Source organism: Sorangium sp. So ce367 (assembly GCF_051520455.1).
Lineage (GTDB): Bacteria > Myxococcota_A > Polyangia > Polyangiales > Polyangiaceae > Sorangium > Sorangium cellulosum_B.
Genome location: NZ_CP150334.1, coordinates 10,647,402 through 10,669,830, shown reverse-complemented (window position 1 = coordinate 10,669,830; position 22,429 = coordinate 10,647,402). Strand labels below are relative to the sequence as shown.

The window sequence follows — 22,429 nt, the reverse complement described above, 5'->3', positions numbered from 1 at the left end:
TGACACTCAGCAAGCTCTCGATTCCGCTCTTCTGCATGGCGTCGCTCCTCCTGGGTTGTCCGAGCAGCTCTCCCGAGGAGAGCGACACCACCTATGACGAGCTGCTCCAGGAAGGGGTGGACAAGATCCGCGCTGGCGGGATCGTCGCCGTGCACGCGGAGGTGCTCGACGGCGATCGGCGGATCCTCCAACGACGTCGAGGCCAGCTACACCACGATCGTCGATACCTTCGAGATCATCGATCGGCTCATGTGCGCCGATTGAGCTCGCGTCTATTTCTTCACCGTTGAATGCACGAAGTGCAGCTTCCATTCATTCCCAACCTTCTTGAAGATCGCGCTCTCCAGAAAGTCGCGTGTCATGGTGCTCGCGTCGTTCTGCGTGAACTTGCCATGGTTGATGTAGATCATGCTCCCTGAGTTGTTGTCGACGTCGATCTTGACATCGTCCAATGAAAAAGTGGCTTTGGCTATCGGGGATCCATTGATGATCGCGATCAGTCCGTCGTTGTCGATGATCTTTCCGTTTTCGTAGATGACAAAGTCGGGCGTCGTCAAGGCCTTCATTCGTGCGAAGTCCCTCCGGGTGACGCAGTCGAAATACGACACGACGACTGCCTTCAGCTTTTCGGGACCATCGGGTCGATTCGGCTGACAAGCGGACAACGTTCCGGCGAGCGCCAGGGGAATGAACGCTGCTTTCATGGATGCCGTCGACATTGCCATCGTCGAGAGCTGGTATCAATAGATATTCCCGGCGGCCGTTCACGGGGGGAAGGCGGTGCGGGCGCGGGCCGGGGCGCCGCTCGCTTGCGCCCCGTGACCTCCAGGGAACCTATCACGCCATGCGTACCGGCTGGTCTTCCTCCGCGGGGCGCCCGCAGCAGGACGCCATCGCGGGCGCTCACTCGCCTGGGAAGAGCTCCTCGGCCGTCATGTACTTCGCCCCGAGCGCTTGCGCGAACTCCCGGTCGCTTTCCATATCGCCGACCATGACCAGGTGCTCGCGCGCGAGCTTGTGGCGCTGGATCAGCGATATCCCGAGCCCCGGCAGGGGCTTGCGGCAGAAGCAGCCGACCGGAAACGCCGGGTGCGGGCAGTACACGACCTCGGCCACCGGCAGGCCGAGGAGCTCGATCGTCCGCGAGAACGCGGCCAGGACAGCCTCTTCGGTCACCGATCCTTTCGAGATGCCGCTCTGGTTCGACACGAAGAAGAGCGTGTATCCGTCGTTGACCCAGCGCTCCAGGGCCGCGCGCCGACCGGGCAGGAGCTCGACGTCGTCGGGGTCGCGCGGGTAGATTTCGCCGCTCTTTGTCGTTCGCAGCGTACCGTCCACGTCGAGGAGCAGGCCCTTGCCCGTGAAGAGCGGATCGACGCGCCGGGCAAACGGGATCTCCTCGACCACCGAGAAGCCCTCATCCACGTGCGGCGCCTCGAAATTCGCAGCCCACCGCGAGAGCGCCTGCGGCGGCGGCAGGTTGGGATCCTCTTTGCCGAGCGCTTTCATGTCCTCCGGCCCGAGCAGCTTACCGTAGCGCTCGAGGACGCGGAGGACGACGTTCGCGTAGGCCTCGTTGATGGGCGTGGCCAGGTACCGGCACCGGACCGGCACGCCGTGCGCGTGCGCCATCCGGAGCACCGCATAGCGCGACGCGCGCGTGCCGTACGTATTGTCGAGGACCACCCGCGTCTGCCCCGAGGAGAGCAGCTCTCCGAGCTTCTTGACCACGCCGTCGAGCGTGCCGCCGAGCTCATCGCGGTTCAGGCGCGCGTACCCGTTGGCCGTGTAGCGGGCGACCTCCGACGATTTGCCTGCCCCTTGAATTCCCATGACCACGACCACCTCGGGCGCATCGCCGGGGCCCTCTCCGGGCTCGAGCTTGCGCAGGCCGGCGGGGATCACGGGTGGAGCGACCGAGGCCAGCACATCGGCCGTGGGCGCAAAGCTGGTCTTCGAGAGGTCGGCTCGATCGCGCGCGCCAAAGGGGACCCGGAGCGCGCGCAAGCAGGACTCGACGCTCTCCCGCTTGGTCGCCCCGAACAGGGGAAGGACCGGGGGGCCGAGATCGAGCAGGGCCGCGAGGGCCGCCTCCTGGGACGTGACGCTGTGCCGCGCGGCGATGGGCTTGATCGCGCGGTTCTTGAGGAGGCCATCGACCTTGGCGTGACCGCCGAGCGGCCGGTGGGCGAGGAACGGGATACCCATTTGCCTGGCGAGCTCGAAGAGGCCTCGGGCTGCGCTGCCGCGATCGAGGACGCTCAGCTCCTCCTGGAGGGCCCGCACCGGAAAGTGCCGCTGGGCCTGGCGGACCTCTGCGATGGAGGTGTTGCTGAGGCCGAGGTGCTCGATGAGGCCCTCTTTCTGGAGCTCGGCCAGCGCGGCGAGGCTCTCTTCGAGGGGGGTCCTGGGGTCGGTCACGTGGAGGAGGAGCATGAATATCCGCGAGACGCCGAGCGCCTTCAGGCTGCCCTCGACCGTGCGGCGCAGGTGGTCGCGGCTGCCGTTCGGGGCCCATCGCCCTTTGGGTCGGGTGAGGCCCGCCTTGGTGATGACGCGCACGTCGTCGCGCGGGCCGGACCACGCGTCGAGCGCCTTGCGGACGAGGCGCTCTCCATAGTGGGCCTCGCGGTCGGTGAGGCAGTAAGAATCGGCGGTGTCGAGGAGGCGTATGCCTCGATCGAGGGCAACGTGGATGACGGCGGTCGCGTCCTCTTCGGAGGGGCGCCCCTCCGTGGCCAGCCGGAGCAGGCCGAGGCCGAGGGGGACGTCGAGGTGGCCTAGGACACCGTAGGGCGAGGGGGCGGGAGTCACAGAGACGATGACGTAGCCAGGTCCGCGGATCGATGCAAGCGCCAGCGCTGATGTCGTGATGTCGCGAGGGCTCGGCGGCGCGCGCAGCGAGCGGCCCTCGACGGGCCCGCGCTGCGCGCCGCGATGGCCGAGTTCGTGGCGCTCGTGCTCGCCGGCAAGCGCGCGGCGCCTGGTAGCAGCATGGGCTCGCTCACGAGCGGGGCAGCTCTGACGGCACGCCGAACAGCGGGTACACCTCGGGCAGCATGAAATGGTCGACGGTCGCGATCGCGCCGTCGCGCGTGGTGACGAGCTGAATCGCCGACAGGGTGTGTGGCGCGCCGGCGGCTCGGGGACGATAGAAGGCCAACGCCGGTTGTCCGTTCGCGGCGATGCGCAAGTGCAGGAATTGCCGAGGGACGATGCTGCCGAACATCCGCCGGTAGAAGCGCTCGTTGGCGGCGCGCCCGGAGACCCAGGTCGGCGCCGGCGGCATGGTGGTGCGCATGTCTTCGTGGAACAACGCGACCAGGGCGTCCAGGTTCGCCTCCTCGAAGGCGCGCACGTACTGTTCGAGCAAACGCGGATCCACCTGCGTGGTCGTCGCGATGTCGACCGGCTCCGCCCCGCCGAGCTTGCTGCCGATCGCGCTGCGGGCGCGGAACAACGCGCTGTTCGCGGCCTCCACGCTCGTGGCGAGCGCCTGCGCCGTCTCCGCCGCCGACAGCCCGACAACGTCGCGGAGCAGCAGCGTCGCGCGCTGCAGCGGGGACAGGCATTGCAGGGCCGCCACGAAGGCCAAGGCCACGCTCTCCTTGAGCGCGTAGCGCGCCTGGGGGTCGCGCTCCTCGACGCCTTCCAGCCAGGCGCTGGGCATCGGCTCCAGCCAGACGGGCTCTTCGATGCGCGGCAGCGGGGGCTGGGCGTCCTCCGTCGCAGGGAACGCGTCCGTCGGAAACAGGCGCCGCGGCCGGCGCTTCAGCTCGTCCAGGCAGACGTTGGTCGCGATGCGGTAGAGCCACGGCTTGACCTGCGCCTCGTCCTCCAGCGAGTCCTTGGCGCGCCAGGCGCGCAGCCAGGTCTCCTGCAGCACGTCGTCGCCGTCGTGCGCGGAGCCGAGCATGCGGTAGCAATGCAGGCGGATCGCGCCGCGCAGGGGCTCGACCGATCGCAAGAACGTGGCGTCGTCTTTAGGCGGCATGGGGCCTCATGGCGGCCTGGGCGTCGGCGAGGGCGCGGCGCATGCTATCGCGGCCGAGCACGCGCGTGAGCCACGACTCGAGGTGCGGAAACCCGGCCAGCGACAGCCCGCACAGGGGCGCCAGGCTGTAGTGCGACGCGAGCGCGAAATCGGCGAGCGAGAGCGATCCGGCCAGGTAGTCGCGCCCGGACAGCGCCCCATCGAGCACCTTGCTGAGGTGCGCGAAGTCGGCGCTGCTGGCGGCGATGACCACCTCGTTGGGCGCCCCCTGGCCGGTCAGGCGCTTCACGACGCGCTCGAACGCGACCGCGGTCATGGCCGGTCCGAGGTGGGCGAGCTGCCAGGCCAGCCAGCGATCCAGCTCGGCCTGGGCGCGCGCCGTGGCCGGCACCAGGCCGCCGCCGCATTTTGCGGCCAGGTAACGCATGATGGCGGTCGACTCCCAGAGCACCAGGTCGTCGTCCACCAGCACCGGGACGCGCCCGTTCGGGTTCAGCTCGAGAAATTGGGGCGCGCGCGAGGCTCGTTGAAACAGGTCGACGTGGACCGGCTCGAACGAGACGCCGAGCTCGTAGGCGACGGCACGGACCTTGCGGCAGTTGGGAGAAAACGCGAAATCGTAAAGTTTCATGGCAGTCTTGGCCTCTCCCCTCCAAGACTGCCGCCGGGGCCGAAACTGTTCGGGGGCCGCGAAGTTTTTTCAACCGCGGCCGGCCGGCGCGCCCGCGCCCGCGCCCGGTCGGGCCAGGTCGGACGCCCCGGTCAGCTCCAGCAGTGCGGACAGCTCCGCCTTCTGCGCGGAGCTATCTGTATACCGCTTTCCCTGGCCAACCAACCTATCACGCCATGCGTACCGAATAGATCGGCGGCAGGTTATTGGAGACGGTCGTCCAGCCCTCTCCGCCGTCATCGCTGACGTAGAGGTTGCCCGTGGTGGTGCCGAACGCCACCGTGCCGTCTTTGTTGGCGAGCGCGTGGCGGTAGATGACGTCGTAGGCTTGCTCCTGGGGCAAACCCCTGCGGAGCTGCTCCCAGGTCTCACCGCCGTCCTTCGTGCGAGCCACGAAGAGCGCGCCGTCGACGGTGATTCGCTGCATGTCCGATTTCCCGGGGACGACCCACGCCGTGCGTCCGTCCTTCGCGTCCGCCGTGATGGGGAAGCCGAAATGCACGCCTTGCTCCGGGCGGCTCACCTTGCGCCAGCTCTTTGCGCCGTCGCTGCTGTAGTAGATCCCGACGTGATTCTGCTGCCAGACATGGTCGGGATCGCCCTCGCATTGCTCGATGTAATGCGTATCGTGGCCCCACTCGGCGTCCGGTTCGGGCGTGTGATCGAGCCGCATGCCGCTGTTGCGCGGTTGCCAGGTCTCTCCACCGTCCGCTGTTTCGATGACGCCCGCCGTGGACACGGCGATGAGCATCCGCTTCGGGTCACGCGGGTCCACCACGATGGAGTGAATGCCGGGGGCGAACTCGCCACCTTCGGAGGCCGGCGTGCCAAACCATTTCGTCTCGCCTTTGCCCTCGCCTGTGAACAGGTCGCCGCCGCGTGACTCGTGGTTCCAGAGCGGCCGGTTGAGCTCGAAGGAGCCGCCGCCGTCGCGGCTGACGAACAGGCCACCCGGAATGGTGCCCACGTAGACCGCGCCGCCCGGGCCGAAGCCGATGATCCAGAGCTTCTGTACCGTGGCCGGGCGCGTGACGATCTTGATGCCGACGCCGAAGTCGCTGCCGGCGTCTTCGTACATGTCCTGGCCGATGTAGCGGGCGCCCTCGGGATACTTGATCTGGGCGGGGTTGTCGTTCCAGGTCTCGCCTTCATCCGTCGAGACGGACAGCTTGGCCCCCCAGTGGCCGAAGCCGAGCAGCGCCCAGAGCTTGCCCGTGTAGGGATCGCGCGCGACATAGTTGACGCCGCCGCCGGCGTGGCCCGCGAGGCGCGGCTTCCACGAGCCGTTCTTTTTTTCGACGATGAACGTGCCTTTTCGCGTGCCTACCAGGATACGGCTTGCCATTTCACCCTCCGCTCAACGCTTGCAGAATGTGGACCTCGTCGTCGGCAGCGACCGCGTCTGTGAGTCCCTTGCGGTCGCGGATCATCTGCTTGCCGACGAAGATGTTGACGTGCGTCCGCAAGCGGCCGCGCTCGTCGCAGATGTAGAAGCCGATGCCGGGCGCGAGCCTCTCCAGGGCCGCCACGACCTCGCCTGCCGTCGACGCCTCGACGAGGAGGTGTTGACCTTCGAGGTGCGGGAAGAAGGTGAAGAGATGGCGCGTCAGGTGGACAGACGGCATGGTGGGCTCATCCTACTCCCGAGCTTGCCGCGGGTCAATTGGTTCTGCCAGGCCGGCAGGCGAGACGCAGCCACACGCAGCCACACGCAGAGCCCCGATGTTCTCAGGGCCCAGACATTCACCTTCTGAGGCTTCTGTCGAGCGAAGACTGAAGCTCAGGGCGACAGCCTCCTCGGTCGATACCGTCCTTCATCACGTCGTCATGGATGTGGCTCGCGAGGTGCTCGATCAGCGCCCGGACCGCGGGCGGTAAGCCGCGGCGCGAGGTGAACACGATGTGGACGATGCCCTCGGTCACGTACCACTCGGGGAAGACGCGGACGAGCTTGCCAGCCCTCAAGTCCGCCGCGGCGATGTGATCGGGCAACAACGCCACGCCCAGCCCTGCGATCGCCGCCTCTCGCAGGGCGGCGCTTGCCGGAAGAGGTGGCCAAGGCCGCCGTCTTCCTCGCCTCCGAGGACAGCAGCTTCATCAACGGAACCGAGCTCTTCGTCGACGGCGGCATGGCGCAGGTCTGAGCGCTGGGCGCCTGGTTCACGCCGGCGCGAGGGGCTCCGAGGCGCGCTTCAGGCCGGTCAGCACCCTGTAGCGGGCGGCGATCGCCTCCAGCTCGCCGGGGGCGAAGACGTCCTCGATGCGGTCGAAGCCGTCGGGCGCGCGCTCATAGGCGATCTGCAAGCACTGCTCCGGACCGCTGCGGCGATTGGCCGCGACGATGGCGGCGGTGGCGGGCAGGCGCTCGGCCTCGTAGGCGGCCAGCGCTTCCACCGGATCGGCGTGGGCGGCGAGCGCGCGGACCAGGGCGCGGGCGTCCAGGATGGCCTGGCTCGCCCCGTTGGAGCCGTTCGGATACATGGGATGGGCGGCGTCGCCCAGCAGCGTCATGCGCCCATGGCTCCAGCGCGGCAGCGGATCGCGGTCGACCAGCGGGAACTCGTAGATCGCCTCGGCGCTCTGGATCAGGTCGGGCACATCCAGCCAGCCGAAGCGCCAGTCCTCGAACCTGGGCAGGAAGTCGGCGGGGTCGCCCCGCCGGTTCCAGTCCTCCCGTCGCAGGCTCCTGGCGAACGCGAGATCGGCGGCCCAGTTGATCCTCTGGCGGCCGTCCGGCCCCGGTGGGGAAATCGGATAGACGACGAACTTCTGGTCCTGATGCCCGGCAATGATCATGCTGGCGCCGGTGAGGAAGGGCATCGCCAGGCTGGTCCCCCGCCAGAGGATGTGACCGCCGTAGATCGGCGGCCCCTCGTCCGGATAGAGGCCGGCGCGCGCCGCCGAGTGGATGCCGTCGGCGCAGATCAGGAGATCGGCTGGAACCTTCCAGGCCGCGCCCTCGCGGTTGAGGAAGCGCGCCACGATGCGGCCGTTGCCCTCTTCGTGGCCCGCGAGGCGCCGATCGCAGAGCACCCGGTCGGGGCCCAGCCGCTCGACGGCGGCGTCGAACAGCACGCCTTGGAGGGCGCCGCGGTGGAGGGAGAGCTGCGGCGTGGCATGACCCGCGAAGCGGCCGCGGGGCTCGGCCCAGATGCGCTGGCCGAAGCGGTTGAAATAGATGAGCTCGCGGGTCGCCACGCTCTGGGCCAGCAGGGCCTCGAGAAGACCCAGCTCGCCCAGCACCTCGGCGGCGTGGGGCAGGAGGTTGATGCCGACCCCGAGCGGCAGGATGGTGGGCGCCGCCTCGAACACCGTCACCTCATGACCCGCGGCGTGCAGCGCCAGCGCCGCGGCCAGGCCGCCGATCCCACCGCCCGCGACGATCACTTGCATAAGTCCTCCCGTAGACATGCGGCTCGACGCCGCCCCGTGTTGAAGCCGCCGCTCTCGATAGCCGGCACGGCGGCCGCCGTGCATTGAAACGGGCGCGCCGAGCGGTCCACAGCTCCTTACCACGATGGCCTCGCCGCCGCGCGATCACAGCACGTACCTGGCGTCCAGCGCCGTGCCCGATCCGAGCCGCTGGGAGTCTCCTCCCCATCAGGTCCTGAACGTCGTCGAGCAGGAGGCTTTCGGGATCACCCGCAGGCTACATGTCCGAGAACTCGATCCTCTCGGCTTCGAGGAGCAGCGCGAGGTTCGCGGGATCGGTGCGCGACGGCGCGAAGCCGATCCACCGGAGGCCGCTGGCCATCGCCCTCTCCCATGTCGCGCGGCATGCCGCGAACCATTCACGAATGAACTCGTCCTGGCTATCTCGGAACGCTTCCGGCCGGTACATCATGGATCGATAGGACTGGAGCATCATGATCTTCGTGAACGTGGACAGCTCGATGTCGCGCGGTTTCTCATCCGACCAGGTCAGCATCCCCTTGGTCAGCTCGTAGCCGACCCTCGCGTCCGGATCCTCCGTGAGCGCCTCGATCTTCGCCCGGTCGGCGGGCGGGAACAGATCGTTCGAGTCACCGTCGAACAAGTCGTTCATTCGATGAGCGTATCCAGGTGTCCAACCTGCGTCCAGGAGCCGCCCTCCTCCGCTTGATGGCCGCGCGCGTCGCGGTCAGGCCGCGTCCGGAGCGCGGTCTCTCGCGCAGTAGCGCTCGATCCACTCGACGATGCGGCGGCTATAGAACACGCGGTGGCTCGGCTTGCCGTGCTCGGCGAGGTGGTGGTCGCCGCCCGGAAAGCGGATGAACTCGACGGGCGCCTTGCCCGAGCGCGCGAGCGCCGCGAAGAGCTCCTCCGACTGGCCGATGGGGCAGCGGTGGTCCTCCTCGCCGCACAGGATCAGGGTGGGCGTCGTGGCCTCGCCGACCGAGGACACCGGCGAGAGCTTGCGGTAGAGCTCTCGCTTGTCGAACGGCTCTCCTCGCATGTCGTGGGGATCGACGTAGTAGCCGGTGTCGGACGTCCCGAAATGGGACTCGAGGTTCGCCACCGGCGCGCCCGAGACGGCGGCGCGGAAGCGCTTCGTCTTGCCGATCGCCCACGCCGCCATGAAGCCGCCGTAGGACTTGCCCGCGATGGCGACGCGATCGCCGTCGACCGTGCCCTCGGCGACCAGCTCGTCGATGGCGGCGAGGTGCTCCGGCAGGTCGCGCTCGCCCCAGCGCCCCCGCAGGCGATCGGCGAACTCCTTTCCTTGTCCGGTCGAGCCGACCGGGTTCAAGGACAGCACGGCCCACCCGCGGGACACCAGCACATACCAGTACGGCCGGTACGTGAAGCCGAACTCGACAGAGGCGTGCGGGCCCCCGTGCACGTGGACGAGCAGCGGTACGGGTCCCCCGCCGCCTCCCGGCGGCAGCATCAGGAGGCCGACGTTCTTCATCCCCGACGCGCCAGAGAACTCCCGCAGAGAGACGTCGGGCCACGCGCGATCCTCGCCCCACGCCTCGTTGACGTCGATGAGGAGCCGCGCGTCCGAGCCGTCCCAGCGCGCGCTCCCGAGCAGGCCGCAGAGGCGCATGGTGCTCCACAGGAACGCGATGGCTCCGGCGCCGGGCGCCGCGCTGATCTGGGTGATCTGACGATCATCCGAGATGGCCTTGCGGAGCGCGCCCTGCTCGACCGAGACCAGCGTGACCTCCGAGGTGCTCTCGGTCGCGAGCACCACGGCGATCTCGCGCCCGTCCGCGGACCACGCCGGGGGCATCAGCTTGCCGAGCGGGAAGCTCGCGACCTCCGTTTCCTCCGAGGTGATCATGCGCGGCTCCGCCTCGCCGCGCGCGTCGGCGACCCAGACGTGCAGCCGCGAGGCGCCGTCCTCGCGCGGGCCGTAGAAGGCGAGGGTGCGCCCGTCCGGCGACCAGGAGGGCATCGTGGCGAGCGGGCAGCTGCGCGTCACCTGCCGGAGCCCTTCGCCCGACGGCGTCATCACCCAGAGATCGCTGCAGTGGGCGTCACGGGGGCCCGACCGCGTCCGGCTGAACGCGATGAGGCGCCCGTCGGGAGACCACGCCGGGTCGCTCTCGTTCGCGTCACCGCGCGTGATCTGCCGCGCCTCGCCCCCGTCGGCAGGGACGATGAAGAGGTGTGTCCGGCGGTCCAGCACGAACCCCACCCCATCGCTCTTGTACAGGGCCCTCGTCACCACCCGCGGAGCCCCCGGCGGCGCATCGGAGGCGACCTTCGCCGAGAGGACCAGGGCAGCGCCGTCAGGCGACCAGGCGGGGAGACCGGCGCCCGACTTGAGGTCGGTCAGCCGCCTCGCCTCGCCGCCGTCGATCCGGATCACATAGAGCTGCGCCGGGCCGCCGTCCCGATCCGAGAGGAAGGCGATCCGCGAGGAGTCGGGAGAGAAGCGGGGGCTCTCGTTCGTGTCCGAGCCGAACGTGATCTGCCGGGGAGCGCCTCCGCTCGCGGGGATCAGCCACAGGTTGGAGACGTAGGTGTCTGCCTCGGCGTCGATCTCCTCGAGGACATAAACGATCCAGCGGCCGTCGGGCGAGAGGACCATCTCGGCGACAAGCTTGAACGACAGCAGGTCGTCCGCCTCGAAGCGGCGAGCGTGGGGGTGTCGCATGGTACAGAGAGGCGAGCCGAGGGGGGCCGATGTCAAGACCTCCTCGGAGCGGCGAGGATCTCACGAGACCATGCGCCGTGTACGGTGGACGGAATGGCACTCAGGGAACTGCGCATCTCCCCCGACAGGAGCGCCGACAGGCTCATGCGCTCGTCGCGGTCCACGGCGAGGGTGACGGGCTCGTCTTCAGGCGCTCGGCCTCGTCCAGGGGCGCCGCCGCAGCTGGGTGAGCGCCGCGCTGCAACGGAGAGTCTTCGCCTGCGCCACCGATCTGTCACGAGCGCGGAGCATGCTGTGGAACATGCGGATCGACCCACCTGCCACGCTGGGACGAAACACCGTGACCCTGTACCTCGGGCCGGCGGAGGACGAGGGCCCCGAGGCAAGCGAGTCGTCTGGCGAAGCCATCTGGTTCGACCGCCGGGATCCACGATCCATTCGCCGCGCCCAGGAGATCCTCAAGGACCGGCTGGGACTCTCGGTCGCACCGACGCTGTGCGACGAGCCTTCGCCTGGCCTCGGGGCCGCGTTGGGCCGGATCCTCGCGGCCCTCGTCGGCTGGTGGGCGCCGGGCTCGTGGTCGCCTGAGCGGTACTGACGGCGCTCATCCATCGGCGAGCGCGAGAGGCCGCTGGGCGATGACGTCGACGAGGTCGTCGCGCAGGGCCGTCACTTTGCGCGGCACGTGCTGAGCCGGCGGGTAGACGAAGAAGAGCGTTCCGACGGTTTGCTTCCAGCTCGGAACCAGCCGTACCAGCCGCCCCGCGAGCACGTCCTCGTGTGCCAGGTAGCCGGGCAGCATGGCGAGGTCCGGGCCGCCGGCAGCTGGGGCGACATCATCGTCCTGGCCGTCCCGGCCCCGGCGCGCGCCGACGCGATCGAGAAGCTCGGCGACGTCGAGGGCAAGACCCTCGTCGACCCGACCAACCTGCTGAACGCCGACTGGAGCTATGCGGGCAACCTGAACAAGAGCGGCGCCGAGCAGGTCCAGGAGTGGGCCCGGGGCGCGCGCGTCGTCAAGGCCTTCAACACCGTGTTCGCGCAGAACATGGCCAGCGGGAAGGTCGACGGCGAGCCCTTGAGCCTGCTCGTCGCGGGTGACCACGACGATGCAAAGAAACAGGTGCTCGAGCTCGGCAAGGCGCTCGGCTTCGAGAGCGTCGATGCAGGCCCGCTGGCGAATGCCCGTTACCTGGAAGCGCTGGGCTTTCTCAACATCCAGCTGGGCTACGGCGCGACGAAGTACGGCGCGAACATCGGCTTCAAGGTGATCGGCAAGCTCGCAAAGTAGCGGATCGCCCAGCGGATCCGCGGTTCACCTGCGCATTGTGCGGCCGTCGCTGGACGCGACCGCCAGCTCGAACGTCGACTCACACACGCTTCATCATGGCTCGTTCGCCCGATTCGCGAGACGGACCAACGTCGATGAAACCGTGGCGGAGGTACAACGAGATGGCGCTGAGATTGTCCTCCTTCACGTCGAGGCGGAGCTCACTTGCGCCCTGCTCGCGTGCCCACCGCAGGATCTCCTCGACCAGTGCGTCTCCGACGCCGCGGCCGCGCACCTCCGGCGCTACCCACATGCTGATCAGCCCGTAGGTGCCTTCGAAGGGCGCGCCTGTAGCCATGCCGACCGGCTCGCCGTCGATGTAGGCCACGAGGTTGCGGGAACCAGGCAGCTCCAGGCGCGCGCGCCAGCGCGCCTCGGATGCGTTTTCCCATTCCTCGAGCGTCGAGCCGAAAGCATGGGGAGCGTCCGCGAGCGCGCGCAGCCTGACGTCGCGCCATGCGGCCCAATCTTCAGACGTCAAGGCCCGCAAGTCGATCACGTGAATCCCTCATGTGCTGGTGGCGAACTGCCCGAGCCGAACGTTCGAGGCCATCACTCCATGGGTTGGCGGATGATGGTCTTCCACTTGGCTGGATCGGCGCGGCGGATGTCGCTCAGATACACCTCGTGGTGCTTTCCTGCAAGCACCGAGCGCGCGCCGATAAAATTGTGGACTCGCTGAATGGTCGGCCCTTCTTCGGTAAAGGGGCCAATGTGAAGTATCTGGGCGCACGACCCTTCGGTGAAGCTCTCCAGTCTGAGCGCGTCCAGCGCGGGGAGCGCCTTCTTTCGCTTCACTTCCACCATGGCCGCCTGAATCACCGCCTCCCCAACGAAATGAGGCTGCATGATCATCATCGTCCATTTCCACCTTGACCTGTCGTTGGAGGTGAAGACGGACATGTCATCCGACCACCAAAGGCCTTCGAGAGGCATGACCGCGTAGTCGATCCCTCGCGCCCCCTTCTTGACCATGAACTTCGTCGTGTAGGCAACGGAGAACAGCGCTTCCACGGCCTCGGCATACTCCCTCGATGTGTTGGGATCGCCCTTGCCGTCGACCATGAGGTACTGAAATGTCGGCACGTCAACCTGAACCACCTCCTTCGCGGATGCCTGGTAGAGATGTTTGAGTTCCCGCTTGAGATCGACTTTCGACATGAATGCACCTGATGATAGCCAACGTGTTGCGCTTCAGCTAGGGAGCGTCAGCGCCGTCTGCTGCAAGCGGCGGTCAGGCGCCTCTTGCTGACCGGCAAGGCTTCTCCAGAGCGGGGTACGTCGACGCAGGATGCGCCCGGCTCGTCCACGGGACGGCATCCGCGTCACGCGCCCGGAACCCAGCTGCCGAGCGTCGGGCTCACGGTGCGCGCGTCCTAACGCGGCCCCTCCACGCGCCTGACGAAGGCGCTCATCAACGCGGCGCATTCGGCCGGATGGGTCTCCAGCAGGAAATGCGGGCCGTCGAGGATGTGCGCCTCCATGCGCGGGAGCGCCTTCATCCAGGAGAGGGTCTCCTCGAGATCGAAGAAGATATCGTGCCGCCCCCACAGCATCAGCGCCGGCGGTTGCCAGCGATCGAGATAATCGGCGATCTCCCCGAATCGCGCGACATGGCTGCGGTAGTCGAGCACCAGCGCACGCTGCGTCTCGAGCCGGCCGGGGAGCGACATGATCCGCCAGTCCTCCTCCCACAGCCGGGGATCGATGCGCTCGGCGATGTCCCGGGGCACGCCGCCCAGATATTGGTCGCGCGTCCCCTCGAAGGTCAGGTGCGCGGTCGCCTCGGCTTGCCGCTCCGGCGTGGGATCGCCCCAATACGCCCTGGTCGCCGACCATTGCGGCCCCATCCCGCTCTCATGAGCATTGGCATTCTGGACGATGAGGCTGCGTATCCTGCGCGGCGCGCGCGTGGCGAGATGAAGCCCTACCGCGGTTCCAAAATCGTGGAGGTAGAGGTGGAAGGACCCGGCTCCGAGCCGCGCGAGCAGCGCGTCGATCAGGTCCGCGAAACGCGAGAATGAGGGGCGCTCGACCGGCTCGGAGCCGCCGAACCCGGGAAGGTCCGGGGTGATCACGAAGCAATCCCGCGCGAGGGTGTCGATTACGTTCCGGAACGATTCCGAGGAGCTTGGAAAGCCGTGGATGAGGAGAAGCACCGGCTTCTCCCGATCGCCCGCCAGGCGGGCGGCTATTTCGGCACCTTCGATCTCGAACCTCACCAGCTCCGGTTTACTCGCCATTGAACGCTCGCTGTAGGTCCTCCGGCAGCGGCGCGTCGAAGTCATCGGCGATCTGGACCGTACCCCGATCCATGCCAAGCGCTGCGCGCTTGTCGCGTGGCGCAGCCTTCTGCGGGGCGGTGATGAGGACGATCACCTCCGCTGGACCTTCTGGAAGGTCTGCGGGCACCTGCAGCTCTACCCGACGGTCTGCGGGGATGACGATGGGGATCTTGGCGGCTTGCACGCTGCTTCCTCCTGCTCCCTTACCGGCGGACTCAGTCTAGCGTCAGAGTTACCCGGCGTCACGCGCGATGCCCGAGGCGGGCCGCCGGGGGCGCGCGGCCCCGACGGACACGTCCGGCAGGCGCCGGCTCGACCCGGCGGATGTGCCGGAAACCGTGCCTGAAAGACCGTACCCCGGTCTTTATCCGCCCAACGACTGCGGTTCTGCCGGCGAGTTGAGCGGCACTGTGCCGCGAGAAATCCGCCGGGATGGGCACACGCTCAACCACCGCCGACGACGATTGGGACGAGGTCGGAGAGGTCGATCTGCTCGACGGTGGCAAACCGGATGCTTGGGAGGAAGACAAGGCGTGCGGCGCGACGAAGGATGGGGGGCGCCTCGGGCTCCAGCAGAGGGCGTACGGGTGCGGCGTCGAGATAGTAGACCGTCTGTCCCCCGTAACCGATGTCTGCATCAAAGGAGTAGAGGCCGCAGGAGGCTTCGAGCAACGGGAGTGCTGGAGACGCCCCTGATGCGCGCAACCGAGCACTGACGACGGCCTCCGTGATGAGGGGAGCGGACGCGAGGAGCTCGTCGGCCGCTTCGACCGCTTGGTAGTCATCGAACACCGACGCAGGCCACGCCGCGTACGGTCCTGTGAAGACACCAAGCTGGGAGTCCGCATCGACGGCGAACCAGCGCGCCAGAGTGCCTTCGATGTCCCATCGGGTCGTCATGCATTCGTCTCCGCCCGCCGTCCTCAGGCGCTGCCGAGGATGCGGCGGAAGAAACCGGTCTTCGGGGGCGGCGCCTCGACGGGTCGCCCGACCAGCCAGCAGTCGGCGACCGCGAGCGTCGCGCGCTCCGGGACCTCCACGGCGTCCGCCGGCGCGACGATGTCGATGGGACCGCCGAGCGTACGGACGCGCGTGTGTACGAACCTGCTCCCGGTGATCTCGTTGCGTGCAAGGGTGACCGACTCGACGTTCCCCGTGAGGAGGGCGCGGGCGCGCGCGCCGAGCTCGCCCTCGGCGCCGAACATGCCGTGCGGCAGGAATGCCTGGTCCGCGAGGCGCATGGGCTTGCCAAGCTCGCGCGGGACACCGGGCTCTGCCTCGCCGAAGAGCGCCGCCTGCGCGCGCTCGAGGTCGTCGGGCGTGGTGCAGAGTGAAAGGGACGAGGCGAAGCCGACGATGACGACCTCGAACGTCCGCTCGTCCGCGAGCCAGGCCTGATAGGGCTCGAAGAACAGGAATTGCAGCGCGGTCCGCGTGCACGTCACGCCGGAAGAAGGGTCGAGCACGTCGCAGTCCGCGCCGCTACAATGCAGGCACTCGCGATCGAGGTGCGGCGCGCTCGTGTGCACTCGCCAGCGCGTGCCGCCGTCGGGCGCGGCGAAGAAGGGGGTGATGCAATCGATCGCCTTTTGGTCGTCAAGCCGGACAGCGAGCGCGGCGCCGCTCGCGTCGCGGAACCAGAGGTAGTGCGCCGCGGACGCGCCGAGGTCCGGCGGCGGAGCGGCGCGCTCGAGCGCGGCGCCGACCGTACGCCGCAAATCGTCCTCGGAGGAAACAGCGAAGCCGATCGCGGACAGGTTGCTCATGGGGGAGGTATACCCGAGATCTGCACGCGTGCGTTCATGCGCGCGATTTAACTACGGGATCTACGGCGCGCGAGGCACCGCCTCACGCCCTCGCGCCGGAGCTCCCTCCCGCTCCGCGCTGCCCCCGTGTGGCTGTCCGTAACACTGATGCCAGAACACTGATGCCAGGCGACCACACCCACCTTGCCGCCGCCCATCGCTCCCCGCACCTCCGAACACGGCTCCTCCCGGGCGCGCCGCGCGCCCTCGCGCCCCCGCGCCCCCGCGCACGCGCCTTGCTCTTGCTCGGCCGCGCGCCGTCGACTCCCCGACAGCGTTCTGGGTTTGCTGTTGCTCGCGCTCGCCGAGCAGCCCGCCACCTCCGGAGGCCTCATGCATCGCAACCTCTCCTGCACGACAACCCACCTGGCCCTCGCGGCCTTGAGCGCGATCGCCGCCGGCGTCGCGGCCTGCTCCTCTCACCCCGACGACTCCGGAAATCGGTTGCCGTCGGGCCCCGCGATCGACGCGCCCCCGCCGCCCATCAGCGGCGGCACGCTGCTGATCGCCCGCGACGGGCACACCGCCGTGGCGGCCGACCCCGATCGCGACGGCGTCTGGGTGGTCGACACCGACGGCGGCGAGCCCCGAGCGATCCCCCTCGCGCGCGGCGACGAGCCCGGGCGCGTCGTCGAAGACGGGGCCGGCCGCGTCCACGTCGCCCTGCGCCGCGCAGGCGAGCTCGCGACGATCGATGTCGGGACGGCGAAGGTGCTCGACCGGCGCGCCGTCTGCCCCGCGCCACGTGGCCTCGCCTACGACGCGTCGCTCGACGCGATCCATGTGGCCTGCGCCGGCGGCGAGCTCGTGACGCTCCCGGCCCAGGGCGGCGCCGCGCTCCGGAAGCTACGGCTCGACGCCGACCTGCGCGACGTGATCGTCGAGGGCGATCGCCTGCTCGTCAGCCGGTTCAGATCCGCGGAGACGCTCGTCGTCGGCCCGGACGGAGAGGTGCTCTCGCGGCGGTCGCTCCCGTCGTTCACCGCGAAGGCCGGCGTCGCCCCCGAGTACCGCTCCTCGGTCGCCTGGCGCATGGTCGCCCTCCCCGGCGGCGGCGCGGCGATGGTCCACCAGCGCGCGTTGACCTCGCCCCTCGTGCTCGCCCCCACGGGCTACTACGGGGGCGACTACTGCGATAGCGACATCCTGCACGGCGCCGTCAGCGTCCTGCCCCCGGCCTCGGCCGCTCCAGGGGACGGAGCCGAGCTCCCGACGCCGGCCCTCTGGAAGATGCCGCTCCCGGTCGACATCGCGGTCGCGCCGGACGGAAAGCGCGCCGCGGTCGTGAGCGCTGGCACCTACATCATCGAGTTCATCGACCTCGACACCATCACGAGCGAGGAGGCCTCGGGCACGTGCCGTATCAACAAGCAGGTGCAGCGCTCGAGCCAGCCGATCGCAGTCGCCTTCACGGCGCGGGGCGCTGCGGTCGTCCAGTTCCGCGAGCCGGCGCGGATCGAGGTGGTCCATATCGACGCGCTCGATCGCATCGACTCGTTTCATGGCGTGAGCATCGACCTCCCCGGCGACAGCGTGGCGGACCCGGGACACGCGCTGTTCCACGAGCCGCCGAACGGCGCCCGCGGCGTCGCGTGCGCCTCCTGCCATCCGGAAGCGCACGAGGACGGTCACACGTGGCGCTTCGACGAGCTCGGCCTCCGGCGCACCCAGACGGTCGCGGGCGGCGTGCTCAAGACAGCTCCCTTCCACTGGAGCGGCGACCAGATCGACCTCACCCACCTCATGCAGGAGGTCTTCGTCTCGCGCATGCGCGGCTTAGTACTGCCCGGAGCTCGGGATATCGAGCTCCTCGGGCGCTTCCTCGACAGCGTGCCGGCGTTCCCTGCCTCGCCCCCCGACGATCTGGCCGCCGTCCGGCGAGGAGAGACCCTGTTCCATGACCCGCAGGTAGGCTGCGCGAAATGCCACGCTGGGCCGATGCTCACGAACAACCTCAACGAGGATGTCGGGTTCGGCGAGGCATTCCAGGTGCCCTCGCTGATCGGCCTCTCCGCGCGAGCGCCGTTCATGCACGACGGCTGCGCGAAGACGCTCCGCGACCGGTTCGACCCGGCCTGCGGCGGCGACCGCCACGGCGACGTCTCCGCGCTCGCGCCGGCGCAGCTCGACGATCTCGTGGCGTACCTCGAGTCGCTCTGACGCCACGGAAGACGCTCAGCCGCAGCTGAGCCAGTACTCCTCGTCGTCGCAGTCGCCGTCCCCCTCGACGACCCACAACCCGGTCGCTCCGTCGCAGTCGGCGCTCGCTGTGCCGCAGTCGGCGCGGTAGCTGCACCGCGTCGCGCCGTAATGGCCCTCGCAGCTCGTCCCGTTCTCGGGCAGCGCATCGGGGCACGGATTGCACTCCTCGACCCACACGCCATCGATGCATCTGCTCCAGCACCCCGAGCAGGGGTTGTCGCATATCTCGCCCTCGTTCGTGCAGGCCGTTCCGGGCGGAGCGCCGATTCCCTCGACGTCGCACTCCACGGGGCCGCCGCCGGTATCGCCCGACGCGCTCGACGACGTCTCGGGGCCGCCGCCGGTCGACGCGCTCGACGACGCCTCGGGGGTGCCGCCGGTCGCCTCGGGGGGGCCGCCGGTGCCGTTCGACGCGCTCGACGACGTGGCTTCTCCGGACGAGTTGCCCCCCGAGCCGGTTTCAGCGGGCTGCTCGACGGAATCGGAGCAGGCGAGCACCTGGAGCAGCGCAACGGGGATGAGCCATCGAATCGAGGTCTTCATGCCGCGCCCCTGAAGCACGTGGCGGGCCAGCGTCAATCGCGAGGATTTCTGCGGGATGCGGATGTGCCTGTGCCAGAGTGAGTCTTCTTGTGCGCCGTCCCAAGCCCGCCGGGGCTGCGGGCTAGGGCATCCGGTACACGAGCGAGAGCCCGGCGACGCACATCTCGTCGAACGTATTCCCCTCGCCGTAGGCCACGTCGATCGTCGAGATCATGTTCGCCTCCTTGAGCGCCTTGACCACGTACGGGTTCTCCGTCGAGTTATTGTACGTGCACCGGATCTGGAGCACATCGCCCGGCTCGAGCGTCGGGAGCGTCTCGATGGGCGCGTCGTACGAGTACGAGCGCTGCCAGCCGAACTCCCACTTCGGCGCGTGCGCCAGGCACTCCTCCTTGGGTTGATCGGGTGCGCCGTTCGCCCGCGTGACCGTCACCTTCTCGTCGAAGCCCAGGTAGTGCATGTGCAGAAATTCGCCATAGACGCGCGTGCCCGGCGGGAACGGCATCTCTTGCGAGCCGGGCGAGTCCGGGGCGGGGACCGTGAACTGCTCGGTCTCCACGTGGTTCTTGCTGTCCGCGGGGATCAGGAACTCGACGCCGTTCTTGTCGCCCGGACCCGGTAGCAGCCCGAAGCCAAGCTCGCCGACCGGATCATCGAAGTTGCCGAGCAGGTGGTACAGGAAGCCGTACTTCGGCTTCTCTTTGGTGAGCCTGAGCTGGATGCGCGTCAGGTCCGGGTCGGCCGTCGTGCCGGCGGGGTGGTAGTGGATCTGCATCATGATGAGCGACCCCTTCGGGATCAGCTGACCCACCCCCTCGGGCAGATCGACCGGGTCGGCGCCGGGAGCCCAGGCTGTGAGCATCTGGAGCGATCCAATCTCCACGCCATTCGGGACGTCGCCGGCGCCACACGGAAAGCTCCCGTCGGGGCCGGCCAGGCTCGCGGACTTCCCCTCCGGATCGATGGAGATGATCCCGTGGTGAACGACCTTGGGGTTGCCGGGCACCATCTGTACACCATTCAGGTACTGGTCCTCGGTGAGCCCGGGATCGATGATGAAGCAGCGGAACTCGTCCTGCTCACCGGAGGTGACGTAGGGCTCGTTCGGATGAACCTCGAGGGTCATGCCCGGCAGGTCGGGGCTCTTCGGCACGAACGAGGCGGGCGCGTCCTTTGGATCACCCCTGGGGGTGCCGGCCTTGCTCCAGGCCTCGAGCGTGCTGATCTCCTCGTCGGAGAGGCGGATGTCGCCCTTCCACGCGTGACGGGTCGAGCACTCGTCCGTGTCACGCACGGCGAAGGGCGGCATCGTGCCCGCCCTGGTCGTCTGGACCATGAGCGCCGCGACAGCCTTGGCGTCGTCGTACGCGGTGAGGCTGAAGGGCGCGATATTGCCCGCGGAGTGGCAGCCCATGCAGCTCCTCTGCAGGATGGGCTCGACGTCTTTGTGGAACGTGGGGCTACTCCCGGTAGCCTCGGGCTCCGTGGGCTCGTCGCCCCCTGAGCAGCCGGTGAACGAGGCGGCAGCTGGCAGGGCGAGGGCGAGGGTGAGGGCGGACAGCGAGACTCGGGCGACGGCACGCGAACGTGTTGAAGCAGGCATGAGACCTCCGGGCAGCCGGATCCTTCACGAGCGGAGGGGCCGGGCGCTTGGTAAGGAGCCACGTTTCGTTCGACTGCGGTTTTTGATATGTGTACTATGCATATAGTTGTCCCTTTCGAAGCGTCAAGAAAATTTGTGCAAAATACACGGATTGCAGCAAGTAGTCAGCGTGCCATGGGGCGCTTTACGCGCGAGGTTCACGGTGTCACCCTCCGCTGGATGACGGACGCCAAGGCCGCCTATCACCACGGAGATCTGCGCAATGCGCTGGTGGAGACCGCGACCGAGCTCGTGCGCACCTCCGGCGCGGAGGGCTTCAGCCTCCGCGACGCCGCCCGGACGCTCGGGGTCTCGGCGAACGCGACCTACCGGCACTTCGACAGCAAGTCCGCGCTGCTCACGGCGGTCGCGAGCGCGGAAGCGGACAAGCTCGCGCGGAGGATGCGACGCAAGATGGCCGACGCCGAGCGAGCCCTCGAGGGACGAGACGACGCGGAGGTCGCGATCGAGTGTTTCAAGGCGATCGGTCGCGCGTACGTCGCCTCCGCGACCGAGGAACCGGAGCTCTTTCGTCTCATGCACGGGCCGAGCGGCCTGTGTCAGATGAGGCGCGAGCCACGTGCGGACGCCGCGGACCATCCCACGGCGGATCGGATCCTCGGTGAGGCGCTCGACCGTCTGGTGAGCGGCGGGGTGATCCCGCCCGAGAGCCGCATCGACGGCGAGATCCGCGCCTGGACCGTGGTCCACGGCTTCGCTTCGCTGGTGCTCGACGGCGCCTTCGCCACGGTCGCTTCGCGCGCGGAGGTGCTCGAGGGCCTCCTGGACTTCGCGCTTCGAGGGCTCGGCGCGAGCCAGGCCGGCGCGAAGGGGCCTCGGCGACCGCGGCGGCGCCCGTGACCCTCGCGTCCTGACGACCGGCCCGAACCGCGCCGTTCGCGCGCTCGCGCGACGCGATGTTGACACTGTGAACTCTGGCGACTATGTTCACAGTGTGAATATCGGGGGTGCGCATCCACAAGGAGCGAGCGTCCAATGGCGAAATTGAACGGGAAGGTCGCGGTGGTGACGGGTGGGAGCGACGGTATCGGGCTCGCGACGGCGAAGCTCTTCGTCGCGGAGGGAGCCACCGTCTACGTGACGGGTCGGAGGCAAGAGAGGCTCGACGAAGCGGTCGAGGAGATCGGAGGCGGCGCGGTCGGCGTCCAGGGCGACGTCGCCAACCTGGCCGACCTCGACCGGCTCTTCGCGCGGATCCGGCGAGAGCAGGGCAAACTCGACGTCGTGTTCGCCAACGCCGGCATCTCCGGGGTCGCGACGATGGGCGCGATCGACGAAGACCACTTCGACCGCATTTTCGGCGCGAACGTCAAAGGGCTGCTCTTCACGGTGCAGAAGGCCCTGCCTCTCATGAAGAGCGGAGGCGTCGTCGTCCTCAACGGCTCGATGAGCGGGAGCAAAGGCTTCCCGAATCAGTCGGTCTACAACGCCACCAAGGCCGCCGTGCGCTCGTTCGCGCGGACCTGGACGACCGACCTGAGAGGCAGCGGCATCCGCGTGAACGTGGTCTCGGCGGGGGCCATCGACACGCCGGGCATGCGCCGCTTCGTCGGCGGCCACACAGAGGCTGCAGAGGCGCAGATCTCGGGCCTCAGTCAGTCCGTGCCGCTCGGGCGGTTCGGGGGCGCGGAGGAGGTCGCCAAGGCCGTGCTCTACCTGGCGTCGGACGACAGCAGCTACGTCGCGGGCGCCGAGCTGTTCGTGGACGGCGGGGTCGTCGCGGTTTGAACGTCGTGACGTCAACTCCGCTGCGTGAGCCTCGCCTTCCGGGATAGCCCGCCCGCGCCGAGGATGGCGGCGTGAACACCTCGTCCCGGGGCGTGGGCGCAGGCGGCCACGCGACCAGCGGGCG

General features: G+C 68.6%; 24 protein-coding genes and 2 pseudogenes. 7 read left to right on the top strand and 19 right to left on the bottom strand.

What is annotated here, in order from left to right; genetic code table 11:
* Positions 1–93: 93 nt before the first annotated feature.
* Positions 94–264 carry a hypothetical protein gene (locus WME97_RS40460; protein WP_437545729.1) on the top strand — a complete coding sequence of 57 codons (171 nt, stop codon included), beginning with the start codon at positions 94–96 and terminating at the stop codon, positions 262–264.
* 8 nt (positions 265–272) lie between these two features.
* Here the strand turns inward: WME97_RS40460 and WME97_RS40455 are convergent, their stop codons facing one another.
* The 7 genes and pseudogenes from WME97_RS40455 to WME97_RS40425 all read right to left on the bottom strand — a co-directional run.
* A complete protein-coding gene (locus tag WME97_RS40455) occupies positions 273–725 on the bottom strand; it encodes a nuclear transport factor 2 family protein (RefSeq protein ID WP_437545728.1) in 453 nt (150 codons plus the stop codon).
* A gap of 178 nt (positions 726–903) precedes the next feature.
* On the bottom strand, positions 904–2,814 hold the full coding sequence (locus WME97_RS40450) for an aldo/keto reductase (RefSeq protein WP_437545726.1): 1,911 nt from the start codon (positions 2,812–2,814) through the stop codon (positions 904–906).
* A gap of 190 nt (positions 2,815–3,004) precedes the next feature.
* Positions 3,005–3,994, bottom strand: coding sequence for an RNA polymerase subunit sigma-70 (locus WME97_RS40445; protein ID WP_437545724.1), 990 nt, complete (start codon positions 3,992–3,994; stop codon positions 3,005–3,007).
* Complete coding sequence (locus tag WME97_RS40440; protein WP_437545722.1) at positions 3,984–4,625, bottom strand: glutathione S-transferase family protein; 642 nt, start codon at positions 4,623–4,625, stop codon at positions 3,984–3,986. The genes WME97_RS40445 and WME97_RS40440 overlap by 11 nt, the downstream gene beginning before the upstream one ends.
* Before the next feature lie 208 nt (positions 4,626–4,833).
* Complete coding sequence (locus WME97_RS40435) at positions 4,834–6,009, bottom strand: WD40/YVTN/BNR-like repeat-containing protein (RefSeq protein ID WP_437545720.1); 1,176 nt, start codon at positions 6,007–6,009, stop codon at positions 4,834–4,836.
* 1 nt (position 6,010) lies between these two features.
* Positions 6,011–6,289: a MoaD/ThiS family protein gene (locus WME97_RS40430; RefSeq protein ID WP_437545718.1), complete on the bottom strand. Its 279-nt coding sequence runs from the start codon at positions 6,287–6,289 to the stop codon at positions 6,011–6,013.
* Positions 6,290–6,407: 118 nt separating this feature from the next.
* Positions 6,408–6,701: pseudogene (locus tag WME97_RS40425) on the bottom strand (LysR substrate-binding domain-containing protein); the annotation flags it as partial.
* Positions 6,702–6,706: 5 nt separating this feature from the next.
* On the opposite strand from WME97_RS40425, the pseudogene WME97_RS40420 reads away from it, so the two are divergent.
* Positions 6,707–6,808 (top strand): annotated as a pseudogene (locus WME97_RS40420) (SDR family oxidoreductase); the annotation flags it as partial.
* A 16-nt stretch (positions 6,809–6,824) separates the two neighbouring features.
* Here WME97_RS40420 and WME97_RS40415 read toward each other — a convergent pair.
* From WME97_RS40415 to WME97_RS40405, 3 genes are all read right to left on the bottom strand, one after another.
* Positions 6,825–8,057 carry a flavin-dependent oxidoreductase gene (locus WME97_RS40415; RefSeq protein ID WP_437545716.1) on the bottom strand — a complete coding sequence of 411 codons (1,233 nt, stop codon included), beginning with the start codon at positions 8,055–8,057 and terminating at the stop codon, positions 6,825–6,827.
* Positions 8,058–8,313: 256 nt separating this feature from the next.
* Positions 8,314–8,709 (bottom strand): hypothetical protein, encoded by a 396-nt coding sequence (locus WME97_RS40410; protein ID WP_437545714.1) that lies wholly within the window; start codon positions 8,707–8,709, stop codon positions 8,314–8,316.
* 75 nt (positions 8,710–8,784) lie between these two features.
* A complete protein-coding gene (locus tag WME97_RS40405) occupies positions 8,785–10,749 on the bottom strand; it encodes a S9 family peptidase (RefSeq protein WP_437545712.1) in 1,965 nt (654 codons plus the stop codon).
* 289 nt (positions 10,750–11,038) lie between these two features.
* On the opposite strand from WME97_RS40405, the gene WME97_RS40400 reads away from it, so the two are divergent.
* Positions 11,039–11,347 carry a hypothetical protein gene (locus tag WME97_RS40400; RefSeq protein WP_437545710.1) on the top strand — a complete coding sequence of 103 codons (309 nt, stop codon included), beginning with the start codon at positions 11,039–11,041 and terminating at the stop codon, positions 11,345–11,347.
* Between the two features lie 6 nt (positions 11,348–11,353).
* On the opposite strand, the gene WME97_RS40395 is transcribed toward WME97_RS40400, so the two are convergent.
* Positions 11,354–11,551 carry a hypothetical protein gene (locus tag WME97_RS40395; protein ID WP_437545708.1) on the bottom strand — a complete coding sequence of 66 codons (198 nt, stop codon included), beginning with the start codon at positions 11,549–11,551 and terminating at the stop codon, positions 11,354–11,356.
* Between WME97_RS40395 and WME97_RS40390 the strand changes: the two genes are divergently transcribed.
* Positions 11,528–12,040, top strand: a complete 513-nt coding sequence (locus WME97_RS40390) for an NADPH-dependent F420 reductase (protein WP_437545707.1) — start codon at positions 11,528–11,530, stop codon at positions 12,038–12,040. The two genes, WME97_RS40395 and WME97_RS40390, sit on opposite strands and share 24 nt — an antisense overlap.
* Before the next feature lie 79 nt (positions 12,041–12,119).
* On the opposite strand, the gene WME97_RS40385 is transcribed toward WME97_RS40390, so the two are convergent.
* The 6 genes from WME97_RS40385 to WME97_RS40360 all read right to left on the bottom strand — a co-directional run bounded on the left by WME97_RS40385 (position 12,120) and on the right by WME97_RS40360 (position 16,130).
* Positions 12,120–12,578: an N-acetyltransferase family protein gene (locus WME97_RS40385; protein ID WP_437545705.1), complete on the bottom strand. Its 459-nt coding sequence runs from the start codon at positions 12,576–12,578 to the stop codon at positions 12,120–12,122.
* A 53-nt stretch (positions 12,579–12,631) separates the two neighbouring features.
* Entirely contained in the window at positions 12,632–13,240 is a 609-nt protein-coding gene (locus WME97_RS40380; protein ID WP_437545702.1) for a GyrI-like domain-containing protein, read from the bottom strand.
* 215 nt (positions 13,241–13,455) lie between these two features.
* Entirely contained in the window at positions 13,456–14,322 is an 867-nt protein-coding gene (locus tag WME97_RS40375) for an alpha/beta fold hydrolase (RefSeq protein WP_437545700.1), read from the bottom strand.
* A complete protein-coding gene (locus tag WME97_RS40370; protein ID WP_437545698.1) occupies positions 14,312–14,548 on the bottom strand; it encodes a hypothetical protein in 237 nt (78 codons plus the stop codon). The genes WME97_RS40375 and WME97_RS40370 overlap by 11 nt, the downstream gene beginning before the upstream one ends.
* A gap of 260 nt (positions 14,549–14,808) precedes the next feature.
* Positions 14,809–15,264 carry a hypothetical protein gene (locus tag WME97_RS40365; protein ID WP_437545697.1) on the bottom strand — a complete coding sequence of 152 codons (456 nt, stop codon included), beginning with the start codon at positions 15,262–15,264 and terminating at the stop codon, positions 14,809–14,811.
* A 23-nt stretch (positions 15,265–15,287) separates the two neighbouring features.
* Positions 15,288–16,130 carry a hypothetical protein gene (locus WME97_RS40360; RefSeq protein ID WP_437545695.1) on the bottom strand — a complete coding sequence of 281 codons (843 nt, stop codon included), beginning with the start codon at positions 16,128–16,130 and terminating at the stop codon, positions 15,288–15,290.
* Positions 16,131–16,502: 372 nt separating this feature from the next.
* Here WME97_RS40360 and WME97_RS40355 point away from each other — a divergent pair, with 372 nt between their 5' ends.
* The gene (locus WME97_RS40355; RefSeq protein ID WP_437545693.1) at positions 16,503–18,329 is read left to right on the top strand and encodes a cytochrome-c peroxidase; all 1,827 of its coding nucleotides are present in this window, start codon (positions 16,503–16,505) and stop codon (positions 18,327–18,329) included.
* Between the two features lie 15 nt (positions 18,330–18,344).
* On the opposite strand, the gene WME97_RS40350 is transcribed toward WME97_RS40355, so the two are convergent.
* Together WME97_RS40350 and WME97_RS40345 are read right to left on the bottom strand one after the other, a co-directional pair.
* Positions 18,345–18,914, bottom strand: coding sequence for a hypothetical protein (locus WME97_RS40350; protein ID WP_437545692.1), 570 nt, complete (start codon positions 18,912–18,914; stop codon positions 18,345–18,347).
* Between the two features lie 121 nt (positions 18,915–19,035).
* Positions 19,036–20,328: a hypothetical protein gene (locus tag WME97_RS40345; RefSeq protein WP_437545690.1), complete on the bottom strand. Its 1,293-nt coding sequence runs from the start codon at positions 20,326–20,328 to the stop codon at positions 19,036–19,038.
* A gap of 363 nt (positions 20,329–20,691) precedes the next feature.
* Between WME97_RS40345 and WME97_RS40340 the strand changes: the two genes are divergently transcribed.
* The gene (locus WME97_RS40340; RefSeq protein WP_437545687.1) at positions 20,692–21,417 is read left to right on the top strand and encodes a TetR/AcrR family transcriptional regulator; all 726 of its coding nucleotides are present in this window, start codon (positions 20,692–20,694) and stop codon (positions 21,415–21,417) included.
* Positions 21,418–21,552: 135 nt separating this feature from the next.
* On the top strand, positions 21,553–22,305 hold the full coding sequence (locus tag WME97_RS40335) for an SDR family oxidoreductase (protein ID WP_437545686.1): 753 nt from the start codon (positions 21,553–21,555) through the stop codon (positions 22,303–22,305).
* Positions 22,306–22,429 lie beyond the last annotated feature (124 nt).